This window comes from Apilactobacillus micheneri (genome assembly GCF_006493595.1).
GTDB classification, from domain to species: domain Bacteria; phylum Bacillota; class Bacilli; order Lactobacillales; family Lactobacillaceae; genus Apilactobacillus; species Apilactobacillus micheneri.
Genome location: NZ_QUBI01000001.1, coordinates 319,885 through 345,085, shown reverse-complemented (window position 1 = coordinate 345,085; position 25,201 = coordinate 319,885). Strand labels below are relative to the sequence as shown.

Here is a 25,201-nt window from a genome sequence, read left to right as displayed (position 1 = left end):
ATATTCACTATCAGTGTATGAAAATAAAAAATGTCTTATTAACCATTGTAGCAATGGCATTATTATTGGTTAGTTTCGGTTCAATTAAGAGTAATGTTCATGCTGCAACTGCTAGCGATGCTAATGCTAGCAATACTGTTTATGATTTATCTGAATGGCAACATAATTTTACTGATGCACAAGTGCAACAATTAAAAAATGAAGTGCCATTTGTTATTTTGCGAGTTCAATATGGTAGTCAATATTATGATAAGACCTTTAACCATAATCGTGATTTGTTAGAAAAGTATGGCGTTCCATATGGTGTATATTCATTTAGTCAATATGAAAGTCCATCGGATGCTGCGGATGAAGCTAAAACTTTATATCGCCGTGCGCCTAATGCAAAATTCTATGTAAATGATTATGAATCACAAACAGTTAGATCTGGTGGAACTAATAATGCTACTAAAGCTTGGGTTGATGCATTGCGTCCACTAGTTGGGCAACGTAAGATTCTATTTTATTCTTATGTTAGCTTTATGCAGGCCCATGCTGCTTCAGCTGTTAGCAATTATGATGGTTATTGGTTGGCTGCTTATCAAAACCAAGAACCAAGTAGAGAACATGTTTTATGGCAATTCTCTAGTAATTTTTATTCAAATTCTTTAGGTCAAAGAATTGATGCTAATTTATTAACTTCGAAAGATGCTAATTGGTTTATTGGTAATAGTTCCGATAATAGTTCGCAACTTCAACCAGCTGATGACAATCAAAATAATGATGATCAATCACAAGCTAATGATAATTCATCAAACCAAGATCAAAACAACAATTCAGATCAACCACAACAACAAACAAGAAATACACAATATGTTCAACAAAATAAAACTATGACTGTTAAGGATGGTTATAATTATAAATTTTATAATCATGTTCCTGGTGATAATAAATTTATCGGTAAAACTTATGCGCTTTCCAGTGTAAGTGAGAATACTCGTAAACGTATGTATATCAATTCCATCGCAACTATTAATGGAAGAACGTACTACCGTATGTATTCTAATGGTCATGCTATGGGTTGGGTGAATACGAACGCATTAGTTCCTAACGTTAAGTATTCTAAATATTCAACTACTAAAGTAATGAAAAAGAATCCCAAAGTAGCTTTCCATAATCATGTTAACAATAGTGGTTTTGCTAGCACTATCACTACTGCTAATGGTTCTGATTATGCTAATAAGAAAATGACTATTACTCGTCGTGCTAACAAAGATGGCTGGCATAGTTATTATTATCAAGCTTATTATCAAGGCAAGCTAGTTGGTTGGATTTATCAAAGTGCATTTAAATAATATTTATTAAAGTAGTAATTTAATTACTACTTTTTTTACTATCATAAATGCTTTTATATCAACGTTTATACATGTTTTTTTAGCACTCTAATGAAAAGAGTGCTACTTTTCTCTTGACTATCTGACCATTACTGACTAATATAGAAACTGTTGATAAGGAAATAACAAATCAACAAATAATAAAGACTTTTGAAAGGGGTTTTTGATTATGGCTAACGAATTAAGAAATAGTGATTTAGGTGTATTCGAACCAACTGATGATTTCTTTGGTGACTTTGGTAAGAATTTCTTCAATTCAATTGCTAGTAATCAAATGAAAACTGACGTTACTGAAAATAAAGATAATTACGTAGTAACCTCTGAATTACCTGGATTTAAAAAAGATAATATTCATATTGATTACGAAAATGATAATTTAAATATTCGTGCAACCCATGATTTGAAGAAAGAAAATAATGACAAAACAGGACGTGTCATTAGAAAAGAACGTACAGCTCGTAATACTTCACGTTCATTCTACCTACCTGATGTTGAAAATGATCAAATTTCAGCATCATATGATGGCGGAATCTTGAAGATTACATTGCCAAAAGAAGCAAAAGATAATAATAAACACAAGATTAATATCGACTAATTTTAAATTAAATAATATAAAAATATAGGGGGATTGTATTATGGCTAATGAATTAAGAAATGGTGCTTTTGATATGTTAGATCCAATGGAAAGTTTCTTTGGTGACTTTGGTAAGAATTTTACTAATACTTCTAAGATGAAGACTGATGTTATTGAAAATGACAACAATTTTGAAGTAAATGCTGAATTACCTGGTTTCAAGAAGAATGACATTGACTTAGATTATCGTAATGATACTTTAAGTATTCATGCTGTTCATGATTTGAATAAAGAACAAAAGGATAAGGATGGACAATTAATTAGAAGTGAACGTTCATCTAGTAATGTTAGTCGTGCATTTTACCTACCTAATGTTGAAAGTGATAAAATTTCAGCATCATATGATGGTGGCATCTTAAAGATTACATTACCAAAAGAAGCAAAAGATAAAGCAAAACATGAAATTAACATTGATTAATTGCTAAATAAGAAAAGACCCGGGACTTTGTGCTCGGGTCTTTTTTTGTACTATAATTATTATGTATCATTATTTTTATAGGAGGGATATTAGATGAAAATAAATCAATTAATTTTTGCATCAAAATTGATGTTTCTTGTTATTTTTTGTTTATGTTTAGTCTATTTTCTTCCTTTAAATGCTAATGCTGATGGTAGTGATGCGGGTAATTATTATAATTTTAATGATGGCAAATTTACTAGTAAACTTCCTTATTTTTTTGGACCTTCACAATATTTAACTAATAAGTATAATTATTTTAATCCAAATAAATATAATGTTGGTCCTGAAATCAATAGCAATAGATTTTCTTACTATCCTTATACCATCTTATATAAGTATGATGGTTTTTATGCATTTAATCCTAATAGTATTTATCTAAAAAATGTTTCCAATAATTTAAATAACATGTCGTATGATGTTGATATGCCTTCAATTCATAGTAAGTATGCTTATATAGACACAAGAATAATGGCTACTGGATCGATCAATAATTATTTAAATAGTAATATTGATTATGGTATAAGTAAAAATCATCCAGAATTATTAATACCTCAATCATATAATTTTTCATATTCTTTAGGAAATAAAATAAATGAACGAAATTATTTTGAAAACAAAGAATTCTATATATCTAATTTTTATTTGGATAATAATCCATCTGGTAATTTTAATATAAAAATGAATTTAAATAATGATTATAGTAATGGTTTTATTAGTAAAGATTCAAAAATTTATACGTATTTAATTTTTAATACATTAGATGTAAAATTATCTGGGAATGTTCCTGTTTTTGAAGCTCTTAGAATACTAAGCTACCATGATCTTCATGGAGATCAGCATAATGCAGCTGTCTTAGAAAATAGAGAACAAAAAGTAAGCAAAGATTTAAATGAAGAATTATCTAATTTACAAAATCAAATCAATAATGATCCACAGTATGATTCTAATACGCAAAATTATTTAGATAATCAAGTAAGAAATATATATAATAAAAACGATGATTATATTGATCATTATGTACAACAAATTGTGCATCATAGTAGGGAATATAATAATGAAGTTTTATCAAATTTAGATTATCAAAAATATAATACGATTAAAGAAATGAAAGATGTTTTGAATAAGAAAGTATTATTAATAGATAGCGTTCCTAATCTTAATTTTGGGACACAAAGTTTGTCTTATACGAGTGATACGGTCGCTAACATACAAGGTAATCCTAAATTTAAACTTAGGAGCTTTAATAATAACAATTGGTATATGCATTTATCATTATCTGATATGACTAACGGAAAAGATTCAATAAGTGCTAAATATTTTCAAGGCAATAATTCTTCCTATAATAATAAAAATAAAATCTTTAATTTCTCTGGTAACGATGGAGTTAAAGATATTTCTTTAAATAAATTATCCATTAAGATTCCTAAAAATATAAGATTACATTCTGGAAATTACAAGGGGACTGCTACTTGGAATTTAGTTAATGGACCTAAGTAACTAATATGTACTTGTTATAACTTTATAATTGTTATAAACTGTATATATAAAGTTATAAGAAGGCGATTTAAATGTGTAATTCTAAAATTATCTCATTATTTTTTGTAATCTTTTATGTAGTTTTATTATATTTTGCATTTAATAATGATATGGGAGCACAAATGATGGCGATGAAAATGATGGCAGTGGGGATGTTGTTAGAAGCTATTATAAATTTAATCGTTAATTTCATGCATAAAAGACATTAAAAAAGTACCATTCAGATTTTATATCTTGAATGGTACTTTTTATATTATTAATTTTGTGTAGATTTTTGTCTGAATAATTGAAAAGATGAGATGATTAAGATAATCCACCCTATAATACCTACAAATATAGAAACGATACTACCGATAAGTCCCATAATTGAACCAGATGTAGAAATTCCAGCACTTTTACTTTTGATTAATGAAATAATATCTAAAATAATTAAAATAATTGCTGAGATGATTGTAATCATTGAGATTTCAGAAATTGAAATTGAATGTTTAACGTTCATAACACCTATGATAACTTGGGAAATGATAAATACAATGTTTAAGAAACCAGTCCATCTGTTAATTGATAATTTATTTTTCATTTTAAAACACCTCCTATATACTTAATAATACTAACACATATTTTTAATCTTTTATTAATCATTTGTTTGACATAATATGATTTGCTTTATTATGTGTTTTTAAATTAAATAAAGATTTTGGAAGGTATTTATTATGAATAAAGTTTTTATAATAGAAGATGATAAAGATATTTTAAATTTATTAAATATTAACTTATATAAATGGAAATATGAAATAAATATTGTAAAACATTGGGACAATTTATTAGAAGATATAATGGATTTTCATGCAGATATCATTTTGTGTGACATTAATTTACCTGTTAAAAATGGTTTTTATTGGATTAAAGAATTAAGAAAATATACTAAAATTCCAATTATTGTTATTTCTGTTGATAGCATTAATAATAATGTTATGCATGCTGTAGAATTAGGTGCTGATGACTACATAATGAAACCTTTTTCAATAAACGTTTTGGTTGCTAAGATTAAAGCTCTTTTAAAACGTGATAATGCTCTAAAAATGGAAAATAAATTTTCTTTTGGTAATAATGAGTATAATAAACTAACTAATGAGATATCTAATAATAATGGAATAGTTGTTCTTACACCTACAGAAAGTTCAATGATTCAAATATTATTGCAAAATATTAATCAAATTGTGCCTAAAAATGAATTATTAAATTTATTATGGCAAGGTGGCAATTACTTAAATGATAATACTTTAAATGTTAATTTAAGTAGACTTAGAAATAAACTATCACAGATAAATATAAAACATTTATTGAAAAATGAAAGAGGAATTGGTTATAAGTTGGTGGAATATGAATAAAAATTTTTTAATTTTTTATATTAAATCTCAAATACCATTAATAGTATTTTATGTATTAATGTTTTTATTATTAGTAATTATGAACTATGCATATAATTTACCATCATATTTTATTAATGATGTTTTTAGATATTCATCAGGTGGAATATTAACTTGGTTATTTATTAAAATGATAATAGATTTAAAGAAAGTGCATCAACTTAAATTTGATAATCACTTAGAAAAATATCAAATTGATACACCTGTTGAAAATCAAATGTCCTTAATAATTAAAAAAGATAGAAATAAATTAATAAATAAGTTGAAAAACAAAGACTTAAAACAAAAAAATAGAATTGATCAGATGGATTTATCATCTCACGAAATTAAGAATGATTTGACAACTTTAAAGATTAATTTGGAAAGTCAAAATTTAAATAAAAATTCAATGCTTGAAGCTGTAAATAATGCTGATTATCAGTTGGATATGCTATTAAACTATGAGAAATTGTTTTCAGACTCAAATGATTTTAAATTTGAATGGATATATTTGGATGATTTAGTTGAAGGTATTTTAAAAAATATGTCGATGCAATTTATTAATAAGCAATTGATTCCCAATCTGAATAATTTAAAAATTTATGTTTTAAGTGATAAAAAGTGGCTTTATTTTTGCATTGAGCAATTATTATCCAATGCAATTAAGTATTCGTATGATAGTACTAAAATTACAATTACATTTGAAAATAATCAATTAAAAGTATCTAACACAGGTAATACAATTGATTCATCTGATATACCTAGAATCTTTGAAAAAGGATTTACTGGTCATAATGGACACAATAATCGCTTATCTACAGGTCTAGGGTTATATTTAGTTAAAAATATATGTGGTAAGTTGAATATTAGAATAGTGGCTAAGTCTTATAACAATAACACTCAGTTTTCATTAATATTTAAAAAATCAATGTTAAACAATAACCTTACAATATTGTAAGTATAAATATCTCCATTTACTTTTTATAATTTAGTTAATAAGTATTCAAGGAGGTAGTTTTTTGAAACTATTAAGTTTAAATAAGTTAGCAAAAGTTTATGATGCTAATACTAAAAATGCAGTATCAGCATTAAAAAATATAACTTTTGATGTTAATCGTGGTGATTATGTATCAATAATGGGAGAATCAGGTGCTGGAAAAAGTACATTATTGGATATAATTGCAACTTTAGATAAACCAACTTCTGGTCAAGCTATTTTAAGCAATCAAGATTTAGGTAAATTAAATAAGAATGATGCTGCTAAGTATCGTAGAAAAAATTTAGGCTTTGTATTTCAAAACTTTAATTTGCTAGATAGCTTAAGCAATCGTGATAACATTTGTTTACCACTGGTATTAAATAAGACTTCTGTTTCCGAAATGGAACGTAGAATAAACCCCTTAATTAAAAGTTTAAATATTGAAAAAATAATTGATAGATATCCCAATGATATTTCAGGTGGTCAACAACAAAGAATAGCTATTGCTAGAGCTTTGATTACTCAACCTGATTTATTATTGGCTGATGAACCAACTGGATCACTAGATTCTAATACTAGTAAGCAAATTTTAAACTTATTTAATGATGAGAATGAAAAAGGTCAAACCATTATTATGGTGACTCATAGTTCAGCAACAGCTAGTCATTCTAAAAGAACGTTATTTATTAAAGATGGTAAAATTTATCATGATATTTATCGTGGAGATTTATCATTAAAAGATTATCAAGAAAAAATTAATAATACGATGATCACACTAACAAGAGGTGATTATTAATTATGATATTTAATAAATTAATTTTTTCTAGTTTTAAAAGACATGCAAAAGTTTATATTCCTTATTTAATTGCCAATATTGTCTTAGTAGCAATGGATTACATATTATTGGCTCTTGAAAATAGTGATGGAATTAAAAACTTATCTAGTGGTACGACATTATTATCACTATTAGGTTTAGGTTCAACTTTTGTTATGATGATTAGTTTTGTTTTTATGATGTATATTAATAATTTCATAAGAATTCAAAAGACTCGCGAAATGGGATTATATAGTATGCTTGGGATGACTGGTTCTAATTTAAGAAAACTAATTTTGTTAGAAAAAACTTTTCTATTTATATTTAGTATCATTTTAGGTTTGATTTTTGGTATTGTTTTTGAAAAGTTAGCACTAATGGTCACATTTAGACTAATTAGTGTATCTATATCTTATAATGCACTAATTGAACCTAAAGCAATTATTATTGATACGTGTTTATTTATTGTAATTTATCTATTTATAATAATTTTTGATTTCTTTAAACTTCATAAATTAAATCCAAATGAACTCTGGAAAGAACAAAGTAAAGGTGAAAAATCAAATAAAAGACATTATAAAATTGGCGGTGTAATAGGCTTAATTTTATTGATGATAGCTTATTATTTAACACTTACAACTAAACCAAGCATGACTTCTTATTCTAGATTTATGCTTGCAGTAATTTTAGTGATCATTGGAACTTACTTAACATTTATTTCTGGCAGTATCTTAATCTTAAATTTGCTAAAAGCTAGAAAAAAATTTTACTATAAATCGAATCATTTTATTGCTGTCTCAGGGATGCTTCAAAGAATGAAACAAAATGGGGCTGGTTTAGCCACTATTTGTCTGTTATGTAGTTCTGTTTTAGTAATTTTATTTGCCTCAATTTCTGTTTATTCTGGCATTAATAGAATTGTTAATGTATGGTCACCTACACAAATTTCAATTGTAAGTGATAATGGTTTATCTCATAAACAACAACATCAAATTAATCATATTATTAATGATAATGATGCCAAAATAAATGATAAAGTTAATTTAACAACAACAGCTCCTCAATATGGATATATCAAGAACAATAAGTATATTTCACAAGGTGGAATAAATAACATATCTAGTGATACTACAAGTGCAATTATGTTCGTTTCGGAAAAAGATTATAATCAAATTTATCATAAAAATATTCATTTAAATAATAATGATGCGTTTATGTATTCGCCATCTAAATTAACTCAAAATAATATGAATATTTTAAATAAAAATTATCATGTTAAACAGATGGGTGCCTTTAAATATTCATTTAATCCAAGTCATTCTATTTACAGTTCAGTATTTGTAGTTGTAAAACAATTACCTAAATCATTGTCAAAATTACATTTTAATGGTTTCAATTATCATGTTAGCAAAATTAATAATAATAAGTTTGAACAAAAAATTCAAAATTCAATTAATGCTACTAATCAGCAATTCACAGGTAAATCTATTCTTTATCAAATGTTAACACAACTATTTGGTGGACTTGTTATGGTAGGTATTTTGGTAAGCATAACGTTATTATTAACAACTGTTATGGTTATTTACTTTAAACAAATATCAGAAGGTTATTCTGATCGTAAAAGATTTATTACCATGCAACAAGTAGGATTGAGTCTTAACGAGACTACTAAAAGTATCCATAGTCAGGTCTTAATGGTATTTATGATCCCAATTATTGGTGCAGTCATTAATCTTTTGTTTGCTGCACCGGCAATAAAACAAATGTTAGTAGGATTTAGTCTATATGATGGCAGACTACTATTAATTGTTGGCGGTTCAGTATCTCTTTTAACAATAATCTTATATTTATGTGTTTATGGATTAACCACAAGAATGTATCATCATATTGTTGATTAAACATAAAATGAATTTAAACTAAAATAAATCCTAAATTATTCATTAAACTGATAATTTAGGATTTATTTTGTTTTGTAAGTTATTTAATGTAATAATTACTTTATTACTTTTTATTTAGGAGCAATCATTATGAATGAGGATTATAGTAGAGTAAAACATGTTAAAGAATCTAATGGAATTGGTATTGCTGGATTTGTATTATCTATTGTTTCAGTTGTTGTATCATTTACGTCTCTTTTTAGTGTCATTTTTTGGATACTAGGAATTATTTTTTCAATAATGGGTTTATTTCAAAAACCAAAAGGACTTGCTATCGCAGGAACAATTATTTCAGCTATAAGTGGTTTATTGTTTATATTAATGATTTTATTTGCCTTTTGGTTTGTGAATGCGATTAAATGATTTACATGCTGGAAGCAATAACCATTAAAAATAAACCGATAATTAATGAAAGTGTAGTTATTATTTTTGTGTTTTTATGAAACCGATTAGGAAATTTGTATATTCCCCAAAAATACATACCCAGTAATATTAGAGCAGATAAAATGCGCAGTACCATGCTCATATTGTTAATATTTATTATGTAAAGAAATAATAATATTGATTGAAAGCTTATATAAGCATTGTATGATTTTTCATCTTGAGTTTGCATATAATCACCATCCTTAAATCACATATTAACATATTATAATTTTTCATATATGATACAATAAATATTATACATATATGAATTAATGATTAACCAAACAAAACATCTCAACCATTATTTTGGTTAAGGTGTTTTTATTTTTGAAAGGAACAATATGACTAATTATAAAACTCAAGGTGAATTAGACTTTGAAAAACAAGTCGTTAAACAACTTTCCACTGATAGTAATCAATGGACAGAGAGAAAAGATTTGTATGAAGCTACTCCTGAACAATTATGGGCTAATTTTCGTAATAAATTAAATCATAATAATATGGCCGCTTTAAAACAAAAGCCATTAACTGATGAAGAATTTAAAAGAGTACAAAACAAAATCAGTAATGTTAAAAGTCCATATGAAGCTGCACAATTATTAGATTCTGAAAATGGAATTGGTAAGATTGAAATTGAACGTGATGATGTAAGCTTGGGCAAGCAAGTTACACTTAGTATTTTCTGGAAAGCTGATGTTGCGGGCGGTAATTCCAGCTATGAAATTGTTCGCCAAGCAATTCGACCAGGTAATTCATCCATGGGTGATACAAAAGATCGTCGCTTTGATGTTACTTTATTAATTAACGGACTGCCATTAATTCAATTAGAATTAAAGAAATCAACTGTCGAAATTAATCAGGCTTTTAACCAAATTAAAAAATATTCCAAAGAAAATAAATATAGTGACATTTATTCATTACTACAAATGTTTGTCATTATGAGTCCTGACAGTACCGCTTATTTTGCTAACTGTAAGCCTGATGAGTTTAATAAGTCATTTATTTTTAAGTGGCGTGATGCTAACAATAAATTAATTGAAAATGGGATGGACTTCACTAAACAAGCCTTGAACATTCCAATGGCACATAAAATTGTTAGTGAATATACAGTTTTAGATGAAGAACGTAAAAAATTATTATTACTAAGACCATATCAGATTTATGCGATTGAAGCTGTTATGAAAAGGATTAAAGAACATGAAAATGGTTATGTATGGCATACAACTGGGTCTGGTAAAACTTTAACTTCATATAAAACTGCTAAGTTAGCAGCTCAATTACCAGCAGTTGATCGAGTAGTATTCTTAGTTGATCGTAAAGCTTTAGATGACCAAACTACTAATAACTTTAATGCATATGCATATAATGATGATATGCAAATTAAAGATGCTAAGAATACTGGTAGCTTAAAACGTGAACTTTTGAAAAATGACAGTAAAATCTTAGTAACTTCAATTCACAAAATGGCCAACTTAGTTAGTGATGAGCAACAGGCACAAGCAGATGGACATAATACCAAAATCAGTAAAATTTTTAAGAAACGAGTATGTTTCTTTGTTGATGAAGCCCACCGTTCACAATTTGGTAAAATGCGGCAAAGTATTAAACAAGCTTTTACTAATAGTAATTGGTATGGATATACCGGAACGCCGATCTTCCCTGAAAATAAAAAGAAATTTAAGGGTGATATTGGTGTTACCACCGAAGAGTTATTCGGTAAACGTTGTCATACTTATAATTTACGGGATGCTTTAGAAGATCATGCCGTTTTACCATTTAATGTTGAACATGTTGATACGATTGCTAACTTAGATGACATTGTTATTCAGAAAAAAGAAGATAAGGAAGCTAAGAAAAAATCAAATTATGGCAAAATTGTAACTGAAGATGACAAAGCAAAAATCATATCTGATGTTCATTCAATGAAGCAAATTGAAAAAGAAACTTACCTAACTAGTAAGATGTATGAAAAAGACGATCATTTAGATCAAGTCGTTGATTATATCTTAAAACAAGGGCCACGTAAGACTAGTTTAGGTCATGGTAATTACAATGCTATTCTAGCGACGAGTTCTATTGAAATGGCAATGCGATATTATCAAAAGTTTAAAGAAAAGAAACAAGCAATTGTGAATAAAAAAGATAATGGCTGGCCTCGTGTTGCTATTACTTATTCATTAACTGAGAATAATGATGATAGTAAAAATAATCAAGATGAAATGACAACGATTCTTAAAGATTATAACGAACAATATGGGATAAAATTTCATAACAATAATGAAGGAATTAGTTCATATAATAAAGATGTAGCTAAGCGTGTCGCACGTCGTGAATCTAATTATGTAAATTTAGATAAGGATAAAGAAATTAATATTGTAATCGTGGTTCGTCGTTTATTGACCGGTTTTGATGCGCCTAAATTAAATACGTTATTTGTGGATCGAAATTTTGAATATGCAGATTTAATTCAAGCTTATTCCAGAACTAATCGTTTAGAGAATAATGACTATAAACGAGAAGGCCAAATTGTTACCTTTAGAAAACCAGCTACTACAGAAAAAAATGAAATTAATGCTTATCAATTATACGGTGAAGGCGGTTCATACAAAGAATTGATTCGTCCTAATTATCAAGATGCCGTTAAAGAATTTAGTGGTTTAGTGGCTGACTTAAAAGCAGTTGCTCCCAATGCTGATGCAGCTGATGACTTAAAAGGGACTAAGGATAAAGTTAGTTTTGTAAAAACGTTTAGAAAAGTAATTAATAAATTGAATTCACTATCAATGTATAATGATTTTTCTTGGGATAATAGTGAACAAGCATTTGGTTTAGCTGAAGATGAAGTTCAACATTATGTTGGTAAATATGAGAATATCAAACAAGAAGTTGAAGACCATAAAAGTAAAAATACTGATGAAGATGATGAATTAGATAATCTAGATTTCTCATTATCAGTTGGTTCAACAACATTAGTGGACTACGACTATATTACTAATTTAATTAAGGAATTAGTTGATTTAACCCCTCAATATAAAACGGATGAAGAATATCAAGAAAACATGCCTGAATATCTGCAAAAAGAAGCAGAAGTTCAAGCCAAAATTAATGAGTACGATCAATCTGGTCATGCTAAGCAAGCTACATTGTTACGCGAAATGTTAGAATATTTAAAACATAATTATGTTGCTCCAGATAAATTTGATGCTTTTGTTGCCCATTATGAAGAAAATAAAAAGCATCAATCTTATGAAAAGTTTGCCACAAAATGGGGATTACCAACCAATGAACTAAAACAGATAACTGAAGATTATGATGCCGCTAATGATGACTTTCCACATATCCAAGACTTAATGGATGCTGGAGACTATCAAGCAGCGGCCAAACAACAACCAGATAGTAGATTTAGTAAATTAGTAAATGTACTAATTCAGAACAAATTAAGCTATAATCAAGCTTTACAACCAGAACTAGAACGATTTATTCGTGAAATGAATGATTATTAATAAGGAGAATTGAAATGGCTAATCAACAATCAAGCAACTTAGAAAGTTCATTATGGAATGCAGCCGATGTTTTAAGAGGGAAAATGGATGCTTCTGAATACAAAAACTATTTATTAGGCTTAATTTTTTACCGCTTTCTATCAATTAAATCACTCCAAGCATTTGCTGAAAGTACTGGTATTCAAAATCAAGATATTCAAATGATTAAGGATGCTTATGAAAAATATTTATCAACCGATGATGATACTAGTGAATTTATATATAATTCATTGTTAAGTAAAGTTGGTTACTACATTAAGCCTAAATATCTATATAGTAATTTGATTGCTGAAATCAATTCCGGTAATTTTGAGTTAGAAGATTTAGAAAATGCCTTACATGAACTAGAAGTATCTACAAATGGACAAACTTCCCAACAAGATTTTGAAGGCTTATTTGATGATGTTGATTTACACAGTAATAAATTAGGTGGTAATTTACGTCAACGTAATCAAGTTATTAGTGATACCATGTTGGCCTTAAATGATATTGATCTATTAGGCCATAATGGAGATGTGCTAGGGGATGCTTATGAATATTTAATTGCCCAATTTGCTAGTGATTCCGGTAAAAAAGCTGGGGAATTTTACACTCCACGCCAAGTTTCTGACATTATCTCACAAATTGTAACTTATAAGCGTAATGCTGGAGATAATCAAATCAGAACTATCTATGATCCAGCCGTTGGTTCTGGTTCCTTACTATTGAATGTGGGACAACACGTACAAGATCCTAGTTTAATTCAATATCATGGACAAGAACTAAATACGACAACTTATAACTTAGCGCGAATGAACTTGATGTTGCATAATGTTTCATATGAAGATATGGATTTACGTAATGGTGATACCTTAGATAAAGACTGGCCAGTTGAAGAACCATATCAATTTGATGCCGTGGTGATGAATCCACCATATTCAGCACATTGGGATAATAGTAATGAACGTTTATCGGATCCTCGTTTCAGAGATTATGGAGTGTTACCTCCTAAGTCGAAAGCTGATTATGCATTCTTATTACATGGTTTATACCATCTAAAAGAAAATGGAACGATGGGGATTGTTTTACCTCATGGTGTCTTATTTAGAGGTGCCAAAGAAGGTAAAATCAGACAAAAATTATTCGAAGATAATCGTATTGATGCCATAATTGGGTTACCCGCTAATATTTTCCATTCTACAAGTATTCCAACCTTAATTATGGTATTGAAGAAAGATAAAGATAATTCAGACATTATGTTCATTGACGCTTCACGTGAATTTGAAAAAGGGAAGAATCAAAATAATATTACGCCTGATAATATTGCCAAAATCGTTAAAACATATAAAGAACATCAAGATGTCGATAAGTATGCGCATGTTGCATCATATGATGAAATTAAAGAAAATGACTTTAATTTAAATATTCCACGCTATGTTGATACTTTTGAACCCGAACCAGATATTGATATCGACGAAGTTAAAAATAATATTAAAGACTTAGATGCTCAAATTGCCCAAGTGCAAAAAGAATTCGATGCCATGGCAGCAGATTTAGTGGAAACGGATGTGAAATCTGATGACAAAAAATAGTACAAAAAAAATCCCTCGTTTAAGATTTAAGGGATTTGAAGGTGAATGGGAAGAAAAAAAGTTGGGTGATGTATCTTTAGTATTTGATGGTGTTCACCAAACACCAAAATATAAAAATAATGGTATTCCATTTATGAGCGTGGAAAATTTAAAAACATTATCAACTCAAAAATATATATCTAAAGATGCATTTGAAAATGATTTTAAGAACAACAAGCCCCAAAAAGGTGATATATTAATGTCTAGAATAGGTAGTATAGGTGAAGATAATATAATAAAAGATGATTCACCTGTTGCTTTTTATGTTAGCTTAGCAAGTATTCGTCCTCAAAAGAGAACTGTATCATCTTTTTATCTGCTATATTTAATTAGATCTCCTAAATTTCAAAATGAACTTTGGAGAAGAACATTGCATGTTGCTTTTCCAAAAAAAATTAATAAAAATGAAATTTCTAAAATAAAAGCTACATTTCCTAATCTAAATGAACAACAAAAAATAGGATCATTCTTTGCTAAGTTAGATCAATTAATTAATCTTCAATCTAAAAAAGTTGAACAACTTAAAAAGTTAAAACGTGGATATTTGCAAAAGATGTTTCCACAAAAAGGAGAAAGTATTCCTAGATTGAGATTTGACGGATTTAGTGGTGAATGGGAGAGACATATTTTGAAAGATGTCATTTCTAAAATAATTGATAATAGAGGAAAAACACCTAGTCATTCGTCTAGTGGAAAATACCCAATAATAGAAGTTAATTGTCTTGGAAATTTTCAAATAAATTATGAAAATATTTCTAAATATGTTAATGATTTTACTTATCATAATTTTTTTAGAAGTTATTTAACAAAAAATGATATTCTTTTTTCTACCGTTGGAAAAACTGGAATAGTAAGCATTATGGGGGATGACAAAAATGCGGTTATAGCACAAAATATAATTGGTATGAGATTTAAAAGTAATTTCTATGATCCTTTTGTTTATTATATGTTTAACCAATTAGATAACTTTCATAAAGCTAAACGTATAGAAATGGGAGCAGTTCAACCTAGTATAAAAGTATCTCAATTAGTTAAACTATCGTATTTATTCCCTAACCTTTTAGAACAAAAAAGAATATTTTTTATATTAAATAATATAGATAGATTAATTAATTACGAAAATTTGAAAATAAAAGAGTTAATTAAATTAAAAAAATCATATTTACAAAAAATGTTTTGTTAGTATTTTTATTAAAAGGAGAATAAATGAACAAAAAAGAAACCAGATTTACCTATTTTTATAATATGTCATCTAATATTTTTTCAACTAATTTGTTAAAAGATAGAATTAAATGTATTTATGATAAGGTGAAATTTGATATTCCAGATGTTTTAGAATTGTATCAAATCAACGAGTATATAAAAAAATTTAAAATTGAATTTGAAGATGAAAAATATGGCATTTCTAAAAATCATAAATTAATAAATATTAATCTTTATAGTATAAAAGATATAATAATTTTTTTAGAAAAGCATTCTTTGAATCCTTATTATAACTATTATCTTTGGAATATTGTTTCTGATTATTACATGAAAAAAGATTTAGGCAGTATTAAGGATTTAATAAAATTTTATAATGATAAAATAACTATTCGTTATCCCTTACAAAATAAACAAATAGTTAATAAATATTCTTCTTATATTAATAAAATAATATGTGATCATTCTGTAAATGCAGAAATGTTTTTAAATGACAATAACCAAATTATTATGCCTGAAGGTTTTATTAAAGATGGGTATAAAGGAAAGCTATTTAATTTATATTTAGATAGTGATACGTCAAATATTAATTGTATAGATAATATTATATATGATAAGAAAATATATAATGACACTTATAAACAATCTCTCATTATTTTAAAGGCAAAAGATAAGAAAAAAAGCATTAATGAAAAATTGTTCGAAAGTAATAATGGTAAAGGTCTTAGAACCAACATTGCTGTTAAAATTAGTAATGATATTCTTGAAAGTAATAAAATTACTTCAGGATTTCCTAATTTTCAAAAGTCATTAAATTATGATTTACTATCAAACAATTTAGATAATAAAAGCAATATTTTAAATAATTTTATATATGTATTGAATTTAGTTAGCATGGAGTTTCTTGTAAATTCAATAAACAATAATAATGATAAATATTTCTTTCTTTCTTTATTTTCTAACAAAAATGAAAATATTTATGATTATGATCGTTCAAGAGACCAAGATACTATTAGTCTTATGTCTTTTTATGCTTATTATGATATGTTAAAAGAAAAAGGTATTAATTTAGAAGAAGTTTTTTCTTACTTCTTTAATTATTATTTAGATAAATGTTTTTCTATTAGGTGTTTTAAAAATATAGATATAAATAGTTCATCTAAGAAAGTAAGTGAAAAATGTGAACATATTGTAGCTCAAATTCATAGAATAGTTAGGACTTATAATTTATATACATTAGATAATAACTTTGACGAAAGATTAATTGATATTGAATCTAAGACTCCAAGATTTTGCCAACTTAATTCATTGAATAATAAATATGTATATTTTAAAGATAATAAATTATTACAATATTGTTCTGATTTATTCTCAAATTTTGTCAACAATAAATATGGTAATAATACAACTAATTTTACTGTTTCAAAATACAATTCACTTTATGATTACGATAAGGCAAAAGTAGATAATATGATTAAAGACAATATTTTGTTTATTGATAATGACAATAACGTTAAAGTTAAAGACTCAGACATAGTATGCTTATTTATGTATTATTCCAAATATGGAGTAATTCCATATTATTGGATTCCTACTAATTTGAGGAATAAAGTCAATGATCTTATTTCTTCAAATAAAATGTATTTTTATAATAAATTACTTTCTAAGGCTGAGTCTGATTATTTTGAATATTTTTTATCTAATTATTTTAATAATGGTATAGGATTAAGAAATATTTATGCTCATGGTGCTGGGGGACATTTAACAACAAAAGAGCATAATGGTAATTATTTACGCTTAATGTTTCTTCTATGTATTTTAATTATTAAAATAAACGAAGAATTTGACTATAGAGATGGATATAATAAATATTCAAAGGATTTCATTAATAGAATGTTTTTTTAATGATATTAGGGAGATTTTATGCGATCAAAAGACATTTACACATTCTTATCAAATGAAGATGATTATTTTAGTTTTAAATATTGTGGATATAATAATGGTGGCAGTATTATTGCCTATTATGTTCCTAGAGATGAAGTGAATGATGTATTAAATAAACATGATGAATTAAAGCATTCGGGTGTTTATTTATTAATGAATGTTGATTCAAATCATTCAATTACTAATGAAACTAAAATTTATGTAGGACAAGCTAAAAACATTACTAAAAGAACTTACGAGCATAATGTTGATAAAGAAAATTGGTGGAATTTAGCAATCTTATTTATTAAGAATAATGACACATCATTTACTCAAGATGAAATCTTATATCTTGAACGTTATATGTATCAATTAATTGATAAAAAAGAAAGCATTTCACTATTTTCTGAACATCAGCCTAGTGGCACTTCAATGATTAGTTTACGTGATCAAGAAAATTTTAAAAATGATTTTGCTGACCTTGATACACTGTTAAGAATATTGGGGTTACCCATTTTTCATATGCAGAAAGCTAAACTTGTAAAAGTAGCGACTGATAATATAAACAATGAATCATTGGATATATCTAATACCATCTTTTATATGAATGGTCGAGATAGTGATGCCAAGGCCGTTATTAAAAATGACTTCAAGGTCTTAAAGGGTTCCAAATTGTCACCAAAAGATTTTAGTAGTAGTTTTAGTGCTGCTAACTTAAGTAGTTATCAAGCATTAGTAGATGGTGGAGTTATTAAAGATAATGTATTTCAAAAAGATTATGTTTTTGATAGTCCATCAACTGCCGCCAGAATGATTTATAAATCTTCAGCTAATGGTAATACACTGTGGAAAGATAAGAGTGGAAAAACATTAAAAGAATATTTAGACAAATAAAACACATCCAGTTTTGGATGTGTTTTTAATTTTAAATATATTGAGCTAAATAATATTTTTTACATCTTAATTAAATTATACTTTAGTACACTGTTAATTAAAATTGGATTAAAGGTGGATTGATTTATGAGAAGAAAAAATGAACTCTATAATTACAAAATTCATTATAAAATGTATAAATCAGGAAAATCATGGGCATTCTTAGCTATGTTTGTTGGCAGCCTAATGTGTGCCGGGTTTTATGATAATAATGCGTATGCTAAAGAAAACAATGGATCACCTAATGGACAATTTAATCAGTTTGATAGTTTACATTCAACTGGTAGAACAGAGCAAGTTGATAAAAGTGAAAGTCCACACCCAGTTACTGGAACTGTTAAAACAGAGCAAGTAGATAAAAGTGGTAGTACTTCTCCAGATGCTGGAGCTGGTAGAACAGAGCAAGTAGATAAAAGTGGTAGTACTCCTCTAGTTGATGGATCTGTTAAAACAACCAAGGATGTTAAAGATAGTCACGATAGTTTTCCAAAGCAATCTAATAATCTAGAAGTGAAAACTGATAAGACACCTGTTTTAGCAAGTGGAAAAGCATCATCAGAAAGCCTGCAGACCAATCAGGTTGAAAATAATGTAACTAATAAAACCACAACCGAACCTAATAATACAGTTGCACAAAGTAATGTTACTGATTCTACTAGTTTATCAACGCCGTCGTCATCTGCTAATCCCTTAAGTTCTAACAACGTAAAACAAAATTACAATTTAACGCTTTCTAATAATAACCAGACAAATCTGAAAAATTTTAATGTGAATGTTAATGTTTCTCAACCTAGTCAAGTCAACAATGTGTTATATGATAAGAATATCTTTAATGAAACAACAGATGGTCAAGGGAACTATAAGTTTGTAGCTAGTCAATATCCACCAGTTCAGTCTAATATTGTTTTTCAGTTAGCAACTAATTCATCTGAAAACAATGGCAAAATTCAACCAATCAATATTACTGGAAACTATAATTACAATAATGGTAATAATATCAATTTAAATCCACAAACCTATTATGTTATGAATAATGCTATCGGTTCTGGGAAAGCTGGCAGTGGTGGTGATCCAACATATTTAACTCAGGGCTATCAATTCCCACAGGCATTTGAACATTCAAAATATGCTAAGGCAGATAATGCTAATATTGGATCTGATTATAATGCGGTTCATCAATTCTTCGATGTTAATAAATCTCAAACTGATGATGGACAATATTATCAGACATTTATGGCAGTTGCCAATAATAATCCTACAACTTTAGGTTTATCTTCAAATAATTATAAGATAGATACTTCTGCTACTAGGGCAATTGTTGCTACTGATAATTATTATTATGTAATGGATCATAATGGTGATACCAGTATTTATATTCGTAATTATGGTAAGCCTAGTGATGGTAATCCAGTAAGCAATGCCGATTTATTAAATAATCCTGATATTCAAAAGAATGAACCTAAAATTAATTGGGATGTTTTTAATGATAATCAAGTTGATATTAGTCGTGCTAATCAATTTGGTAAATATTATTACTTAATTAATCATGTTTTAATTAATGTTCAAAATAAGCAAGAAGCTTTGGCCACTAGTGTACCAGTTCAATCAACTTCTACTTACAATGATGGAAAAGGTTTAACTGATCCTTTAAACCATGTTGGAAAATTCATAGATTTACCAGAGGGATATACTAGTGGTAATCCATTTATATCTGGGGTATCTGATAAAACAATTAATTTAACTGATGCTAATCCAACATATCAATGGTCACCATACGATGATATTAATAACGGTCTAGTTACAGCAAGCGCATATGATAGTTCAGCACCTGCTGCAACTAAATATAATAGTTTAATGATTAAAGCTACATCTTCTGATCTTCCAGCTAATAATATTTTTACAACTCCAGATACTTATCAAGTTACTTATAATATAGTGCCTGATGGTGAAGGACATGCTAAGGATATGTATGGTAATTCTGTTCCTATTAATCCTAATTTTACATTTCAACCGATTACTCAAACAATTACAGTGAGAAAAACGGTTAGCTCCTATATAAATTACTATGATGATACTTCTAAACAGATTCTTAAAACAGATACTGTTAGTGGTAATGCGGATAGCACAATTAATTATTCACCAGATGAGTCGATATTAACTAATCCTAATTTTAAAGTCATTAGCAATCCATTTAACGGGACTCCTAGTATTAAGATGGATAACAATAATGATATATATACTTATCATCTTGTTCATAATATTAGTAATACCACAGAGCAAAAAATTGTTACTTCAATCGTTAAATATCAAGATCAAAATGGCAAAACATTAGCTCCAGAAAATGATCAACAGATAGTATTTAGCAGGAATAAAATCTATGATCCAGTCTTGAATAATACCACTTATAGTACTTGGAGCGCTACTTCTAATACGTTTAAACCAGTCTCTTCACCTATCATTAGTGGCTATTTGCCTGATAAAGATGTTATAGGTGCTATTGATAATGTTGGAGTCAATAGTAGCGATATTATGAATTACGTAACTTATAAACCAGTTACTAACAATAATAGTCATGGTGAAAGTAATACTACTAGCAATTCTGTTGTCATTAATAATTCTAGCAACAATTTTAATAACAGTGGAGAGATTGAAAATAACAATAATTTAAATAATGGTTCATCTAGTAACCATGAATCTTACAATAATAATCATTTATCAAATAGTCATAAATATGTTTTAAACAAAAAGGTTAAGAAACATATCAAGAAGTCATTATTTGGCAAACGTATTTATGCGATAAAAGGTTTAAATATGTATCGAAAAAATTATTTTACTTATCGTTATAAAATTCGTGGCTTTAAGAAACATATTCGAATTAATAGACCAATGTTTAAGGTGATTGACTATGCCAAATCATCCAAAGGTCATTTAAGATACAAGGTAATTATGATTAATCCGTATACCAATCAAATTGAAAAAAAACATCACAATCATGTTGGATATATAACAGCTAATACTCACTATGTATTACCACTATATTATGAAAAAAATATAAAACGTGTTCGTGTAATCGCAAAAGGGTTGAATGAATACCGTCATATTAATTTAACTGGGAAAGTTAGAGGATATAAACATAATTCTATCTTTAAAGTTAAATCAGTAAATAAAATGGGGACATTCTATCGCCTTCGCCTATTTAATGGTAATTATATAACGGCAAATAAGCGGTATGTGAAGTTCATTAAACATTAATTTATAAAAAAAGTTTCCCTTTAATTTATAAAGAGAAACTTTTTTATTTTACATTATTATTTAATTAATTTGAACTTGAACTACTTGTATTACTGTTCTGATTTTCTTGTTGATTTGATGATTCATTTTGGCTTTGTTGATTATTTTGATCATCATTAGGTTTACTTTGTTCATTACTTTGGTTATCGGTTTTCTTGTTATCTTCTTGTTTTTGTTGATCATTATTATCTTGCTTATTATTGTCATCATTTGATTGATTATCAGACTTATCTTGATCATCATGATTATCTGCATTTTCTTTATTATTATCTTCAGATGAAGAGCTTTGTTCACTAGCTGAATTTTGATCTTCTTGATCTTGATCATCATTATTTTTGTCTTTATCTTCATCATTATCATCGTCATCATGTTTATCATGATCTTCATCCGATGAAGAAGAGGAGCTTTCTTCACTAGAACTAGCTTCACTAGATGGCTCAGAAGAAGAACTACTACTTTGTGATGAAGAACTACTATCAATACTACTGGAATCGTCATTATCAGAAGTATTAGTAACATCAATTTTATTATTAGAACTATTAGCAGCATTTGAAATCAATTCATTAATTCCAAATAATGCCAATGCGGTAATAATAATAATTAACCAATTTAAAATGTTACTTTCCCATTTCATCCCCGCTGGTTTCGTAGAAGGAGCGTGTCGATTTTCATCAGACTTAGGGGTAATCAATAAAACAAAAACAATTACTACTCCAAAAATAGGAATCAATAATAGCCATAAAAAGTGAGCTGAAAAGTTAGCATCATGCAGACGACGAATAGCTGCAGTAAAAGTCATGATTAAGCCAAAAGCACTGACAATTGAATATAAAATGACTGACCATAAACTACTATTGGTCCCTAAAACAAGGGTAAAAAATAGTAGATCGATAATAGCTACAGTGACATATCCTAACCAAAAATCAACACGTTGAGTTTTTCCTTCAATATAGAACATGTTTGACCACATTTTTTTGAATGCAGTAATTAAATTGTGATTTTCCATTTCTTCATTATTCATAATTTACAGAACTCCATATTTAAAAATTTATTTAGATTATAGTTTTTATTACTTAACTTTAGATTAAAAACTTAGTAAGTCTATTGTAAAGATACTGACTGAAAAATGCCAATTATAATGAACGATAACCCTTTTAATTCAAAATAATTACCTTTTTTCACAAATAGTCTTATAATCGATTTAATTCATAGACGTTAGTTTTTGAAACTGAGGTGATTTAATAATGAAATTATTAAAATCAAATGTTGCGACTAAGGTATTGCCAAAAGCGGTGAACAAGATTTCCAGCTTTTCAATCAATGGCAAGCATATCCAAGAATATGATTCTAACTATTCTTATAGTTCAGTTCAGGAGTATTTAAAACGAATTATTAGTAATCCTGAAAAATTGAATTTCTTAGATGCCGTTATTCGCTATAACTACTGGTACAAGCCGGTGTTATTATCAGTTAATCATGACAATATGAATAAATCATACAATAATGAAACTTTAATTAAGTTATTTAAAGATGCTTTGAAGATTTCACCTAATAATGAAAAATATCTATTAGGTTTAGCTTCCATGTATCGATTAAGCAAACATTTAAATTTAGCTACCGGTATTTGGCAAAAAATTTTGCGGATTAATCCTAACAACTATCAAGCTCTATTAAGTTTGGCTGTTTATACGCAATTTAATAAGAATCATAAGGCATTTAAACACTCGTTGTCACGATTAAATCAAATTGATAGTCAACAGACGAAACAAGTTGCAGGGTGGCTAAAATATTTGGAAGAACTCAAAACAATTCGTCTCACGACTAATTTGAATCGTGTTTATGATGATAATAATAGTAAACATTTCATTGTGATCTTAGGCGCTTCTTTAACCGCTGAAGGTCAGATGAAATTAAAGTTAAAAAAACGTCTACGTGCCGGTTTAAAATTAGCTAAAAGAATGCCTAACACAAGAATACTAGTTAGTGGAGGGAAATTGCCTCGCGAACCAGATTTTGAAGCGAAGGTAATGAAACAATGGCTAATTAATCATGGCATTAAAGCTAAACGCATTTTTGAAGAAACTTATTCGAGGGATACTGTCCAAAATACTGTTAATTCAACTGATATATTGAATGAAAATGGTGCTAAAACAGTTACTATTATTTCTAATGCCTCACATATGAAACGTTCGTACACTTTATTTAAAACTGCTCGGCTAATTACTGGCGGTAAATATTTGTTAGATCAGTATGTGGTCTTTGAATCCAAGGATGAATTTAAGGCATTAGAAAATAATTCACGTGATATTCCTAAAATTATTAATGATGTATTGAGAGTCGCTGGTTTTTGGTTATTACCAGGTATTCAGAGATAAAAAGAAGCATAGTGGAGGATATCCATTATGCTTTTTTTTTGAATTTCTTAAAATAAAGCGCTGTAAAAAAGGCCAAGTATATTAATAATACGATAGTAGTAATAATAGGTTTGATAAATAAAAATTTCACAGCATTTACTATGAAAATTAATATAGATATGATTAATAAAATCCAGATCAATGCTTTAGCAAATTTATGGTTAGTGTATTTTGCTATAAACGAAAAAATGGGATCTTCTATATTTATACTTTTAGCGATATTATGTATTTTAATAGGATCTATAAATATATTAGATATTCCAATTGGTAAAAGTAAGTCTACAACGTCTAAGTTACCAAATGATGTTATTAATAGATAAAGAATGATAAGTAATGTAATAAAAATATCATATGTTAGCATTTGCGATTTGAGTTTCTTTTCTGGTACTAAGGAATTTAATGGAACTTGATAGTATTGACTAAACTGATATAAATCTTGAATTTGGGGGATGTTATAACCAGATTCAAATTGTTTAATGGCTTTTTCTGTAAGGCCAGTATTTTGAGCAGTACTTTCAATACTAATATCTTTTGACAATCTAATGACTCTTAATCTTTGACCAATTAGTCTCATAATGTCACATCTCCTAACTGTTATTGCAAATTTTAAGATAATTTTTGGGTGAATACAAGACCACTTGGTTCCAACAAATTTAAATTATCCATACAAATTACCTAATATGTATAGTAAAATTGTAGTTATAATAATACGAATATATCTGG

At 27.7% G+C, this 25,201-nt stretch carries 21 protein-coding genes; 17 read left to right on the top strand and 4 right to left on the bottom strand.

Annotated features, from left to right (window positions below):
• Positions 1–17: 17 nt before the first annotated feature.
• From DY123_RS01760 to DY123_RS07580, 5 genes are all read left to right on the top strand, one after another.
• Positions 18–1,334 carry a GH25 family lysozyme gene (locus DY123_RS01760; protein ID WP_140936168.1) on the top strand — a complete coding sequence of 439 codons (1,317 nt, stop codon included), beginning with the start codon at positions 18–20 and terminating at the stop codon, positions 1,332–1,334.
• Positions 1,335–1,542: 208 nt separating this feature from the next.
• Positions 1,543–1,968, top strand: coding sequence for an Hsp20/alpha crystallin family protein (locus DY123_RS01755; RefSeq protein WP_140934361.1), 426 nt, complete (start codon positions 1,543–1,545; stop codon positions 1,966–1,968).
• Between the two features lie 40 nt (positions 1,969–2,008).
• Positions 2,009–2,425 (top strand): Hsp20/alpha crystallin family protein, encoded by a 417-nt coding sequence (locus DY123_RS01750; RefSeq protein WP_140934360.1) that lies wholly within the window; start codon positions 2,009–2,011, stop codon positions 2,423–2,425.
• A gap of 93 nt (positions 2,426–2,518) precedes the next feature.
• Positions 2,519–3,964 (top strand): hypothetical protein, encoded by a 1,446-nt coding sequence (locus tag DY123_RS01745; RefSeq protein ID WP_140934359.1) that lies wholly within the window; start codon positions 2,519–2,521, stop codon positions 3,962–3,964.
• Positions 3,965–4,035: 71 nt separating this feature from the next.
• Positions 4,036–4,212, top strand: coding sequence for a hypothetical protein (locus tag DY123_RS07580; protein WP_165807760.1), 177 nt, complete (start codon positions 4,036–4,038; stop codon positions 4,210–4,212).
• Positions 4,213–4,259: 47 nt separating this feature from the next.
• On the opposite strand, the gene DY123_RS01740 is transcribed toward DY123_RS07580, so the two are convergent.
• Positions 4,260–4,583, bottom strand: a complete 324-nt coding sequence (locus tag DY123_RS01740) for a hypothetical protein (RefSeq protein WP_140934358.1) — start codon at positions 4,581–4,583, stop codon at positions 4,260–4,262.
• Between the two features lie 133 nt (positions 4,584–4,716).
• Between DY123_RS01740 and DY123_RS01735 the strand changes: the two genes are divergently transcribed.
• From DY123_RS01735 to DY123_RS01715, 5 genes are all read left to right on the top strand, one after another.
• Complete coding sequence (locus DY123_RS01735) at positions 4,717–5,394, top strand: response regulator transcription factor (protein ID WP_140934357.1); 678 nt, start codon at positions 4,717–4,719, stop codon at positions 5,392–5,394.
• Positions 5,387–6,370: an ATP-binding protein gene (locus DY123_RS01730; protein ID WP_181398777.1), complete on the top strand. Its 984-nt coding sequence runs from the start codon at positions 5,387–5,389 to the stop codon at positions 6,368–6,370. Before DY123_RS01735 ends, DY123_RS01730 begins: the two co-directional genes overlap by 8 nt.
• Positions 6,371–6,431: 61 nt before the next feature.
• Positions 6,432–7,187, top strand: coding sequence for an ABC transporter ATP-binding protein (locus DY123_RS01725; RefSeq protein ID WP_140934354.1), 756 nt, complete (start codon positions 6,432–6,434; stop codon positions 7,185–7,187).
• Between the two features lie 2 nt (positions 7,188–7,189).
• Positions 7,190–9,103 (top strand): FtsX-like permease family protein, encoded by a 1,914-nt coding sequence (locus DY123_RS01720; protein WP_140934353.1) that lies wholly within the window; start codon positions 7,190–7,192, stop codon positions 9,101–9,103.
• Positions 9,104–9,232: 129 nt separating this feature from the next.
• Positions 9,233–9,505 carry a hypothetical protein gene (locus tag DY123_RS01715; protein WP_140934352.1) on the top strand — a complete coding sequence of 91 codons (273 nt, stop codon included), beginning with the start codon at positions 9,233–9,235 and terminating at the stop codon, positions 9,503–9,505.
• Between the two features lies 1 nt (position 9,506).
• On the opposite strand, the gene DY123_RS01710 is transcribed toward DY123_RS01715, so the two are convergent.
• Positions 9,507–9,755 (bottom strand): hypothetical protein, encoded by a 249-nt coding sequence (locus DY123_RS01710; RefSeq protein ID WP_140936165.1) that lies wholly within the window; start codon positions 9,753–9,755, stop codon positions 9,507–9,509.
• Between the two features lie 151 nt (positions 9,756–9,906).
• Between DY123_RS01710 and DY123_RS01705 the strand changes: the two genes are divergently transcribed.
• From DY123_RS01705 to DY123_RS01680, 6 genes are all read left to right on the top strand, one after another.
• Positions 9,907–13,068, top strand: a complete 3,162-nt coding sequence (locus tag DY123_RS01705) for a type I restriction endonuclease subunit R (protein WP_140936383.1) — start codon at positions 9,907–9,909, stop codon at positions 13,066–13,068.
• A 14-nt stretch (positions 13,069–13,082) separates the two neighbouring features.
• A complete protein-coding gene (locus DY123_RS01700) occupies positions 13,083–14,678 on the top strand; it encodes a type I restriction-modification system subunit M (protein WP_140923856.1) in 1,596 nt (531 codons plus the stop codon).
• Positions 14,665–15,900, top strand: coding sequence for a restriction endonuclease subunit S (locus DY123_RS01695; RefSeq protein ID WP_140923855.1), 1,236 nt, complete (start codon positions 14,665–14,667; stop codon positions 15,898–15,900). Before DY123_RS01700 ends, DY123_RS01695 begins: the two co-directional genes overlap by 14 nt.
• 23 nt (positions 15,901–15,923) lie before the next feature.
• Entirely contained in the window at positions 15,924–17,822 is a 1,899-nt protein-coding gene (locus DY123_RS01690) for a hypothetical protein (protein WP_140923853.1), read from the top strand.
• An 18-nt stretch (positions 17,823–17,840) separates the two neighbouring features.
• The gene (locus tag DY123_RS01685; protein WP_140936162.1) at positions 17,841–18,734 is read left to right on the top strand and encodes a DUF4357 domain-containing protein; all 894 of its coding nucleotides are present in this window, start codon (positions 17,841–17,843) and stop codon (positions 18,732–18,734) included.
• Positions 18,735–18,860: 126 nt separating this feature from the next.
• The gene (locus DY123_RS01680; protein WP_140936161.1) at positions 18,861–22,025 is read left to right on the top strand and encodes a mucin-binding protein; all 3,165 of its coding nucleotides are present in this window, start codon (positions 18,861–18,863) and stop codon (positions 22,023–22,025) included.
• Positions 22,026–22,089: 64 nt separating this feature from the next.
• On the opposite strand, the gene DY123_RS01675 is transcribed toward DY123_RS01680, so the two are convergent.
• Complete coding sequence (locus tag DY123_RS01675; protein ID WP_140936382.1) at positions 22,090–23,085, bottom strand: DUF805 domain-containing protein; 996 nt, start codon at positions 23,083–23,085, stop codon at positions 22,090–22,092.
• 223 nt (positions 23,086–23,308) lie between these two features.
• Here DY123_RS01675 and DY123_RS01670 point away from each other — a divergent pair, with 223 nt between their 5' ends.
• Complete coding sequence (locus DY123_RS01670) at positions 23,309–24,439, top strand: YdcF family protein (RefSeq protein ID WP_140936159.1); 1,131 nt, start codon at positions 23,309–23,311, stop codon at positions 24,437–24,439.
• A gap of 25 nt (positions 24,440–24,464) precedes the next feature.
• On the opposite strand, the gene DY123_RS01665 is transcribed toward DY123_RS01670, so the two are convergent.
• Positions 24,465–25,052: a helix-turn-helix domain-containing protein gene (locus DY123_RS01665; RefSeq protein WP_140936158.1), complete on the bottom strand. Its 588-nt coding sequence runs from the start codon at positions 25,050–25,052 to the stop codon at positions 24,465–24,467.
• Positions 25,053–25,201: the final 149 nt, after the last annotated feature.

Bases quoted from the DNA above. Each gene is read 5' to 3' on its own strand.
- DY123_RS01705 (WP_140936383.1), top strand. From the start codon at position 9,907: ATGACTAATTATAAAACTCAAGGTGAATTAGACTTTGAAAAACAAGTC.
- DY123_RS01710 (WP_140936165.1), bottom strand. From the start codon at position 9,755: ATGCAAACTCAAGATGAAAAATCATACAATGCTTATATAAGCTTTCAA.
- DY123_RS01760 (WP_140936168.1), top strand. From the start codon at position 18: ATGAAAATAAAAAATGTCTTATTAACCATTGTAGCAATGGCATTATTA.
- DY123_RS01675 (WP_140936382.1), bottom strand. From the start codon at position 23,085: ATGAATAATGAAGAAATGGAAAATCACAATTTAATTACTGCATTCAAA.
- DY123_RS01680 (WP_140936161.1), top strand. From the start codon at position 18,861: ATGAGAAGAAAAAATGAACTCTATAATTACAAAATTCATTATAAAATG.
- DY123_RS01755 (WP_140934361.1), top strand. From the start codon at position 1,543: ATGGCTAACGAATTAAGAAATAGTGATTTAGGTGTATTCGAACCAACT.
- DY123_RS01730 (WP_181398777.1), top strand. From the start codon at position 5,387: ATGAATAAAAATTTTTTAATTTTTTATATTAAATCTCAAATACCATTA.
- DY123_RS01700 (WP_140923856.1), top strand. From the start codon at position 13,083: ATGGCTAATCAACAATCAAGCAACTTAGAAAGTTCATTATGGAATGCA.
- DY123_RS07580 (WP_165807760.1), top strand. From the start codon at position 4,036: ATGTGTAATTCTAAAATTATCTCATTATTTTTTGTAATCTTTTATGTA.
- DY123_RS01685 (WP_140936162.1), top strand. From the start codon at position 17,841: ATGCGATCAAAAGACATTTACACATTCTTATCAAATGAAGATGATTAT.
- DY123_RS01745 (WP_140934359.1), top strand. From the start codon at position 2,519: ATGAAAATAAATCAATTAATTTTTGCATCAAAATTGATGTTTCTTGTT.
- DY123_RS01715 (WP_140934352.1), top strand. From the start codon at position 9,233: ATGAATGAGGATTATAGTAGAGTAAAACATGTTAAAGAATCTAATGGA.
- DY123_RS01690 (WP_140923853.1), top strand. From the start codon at position 15,924: ATGAACAAAAAAGAAACCAGATTTACCTATTTTTATAATATGTCATCT.
- DY123_RS01665 (WP_140936158.1), bottom strand. From the start codon at position 25,052: ATGAGACTAATTGGTCAAAGATTAAGAGTCATTAGATTGTCAAAAGAT.
- DY123_RS01720 (WP_140934353.1), top strand. From the start codon at position 7,190: ATGATATTTAATAAATTAATTTTTTCTAGTTTTAAAAGACATGCAAAA.
- DY123_RS01670 (WP_140936159.1), top strand. From the start codon at position 23,309: ATGAAATTATTAAAATCAAATGTTGCGACTAAGGTATTGCCAAAAGCG.
- DY123_RS01750 (WP_140934360.1), top strand. From the start codon at position 2,009: ATGGCTAATGAATTAAGAAATGGTGCTTTTGATATGTTAGATCCAATG.
- DY123_RS01740 (WP_140934358.1), bottom strand. From the start codon at position 4,583: ATGAAAAATAAATTATCAATTAACAGATGGACTGGTTTCTTAAACATT.
- DY123_RS01735 (WP_140934357.1), top strand. From the start codon at position 4,717: ATGAATAAAGTTTTTATAATAGAAGATGATAAAGATATTTTAAATTTA.
- DY123_RS01695 (WP_140923855.1), top strand. From the start codon at position 14,665: ATGACAAAAAATAGTACAAAAAAAATCCCTCGTTTAAGATTTAAGGGA.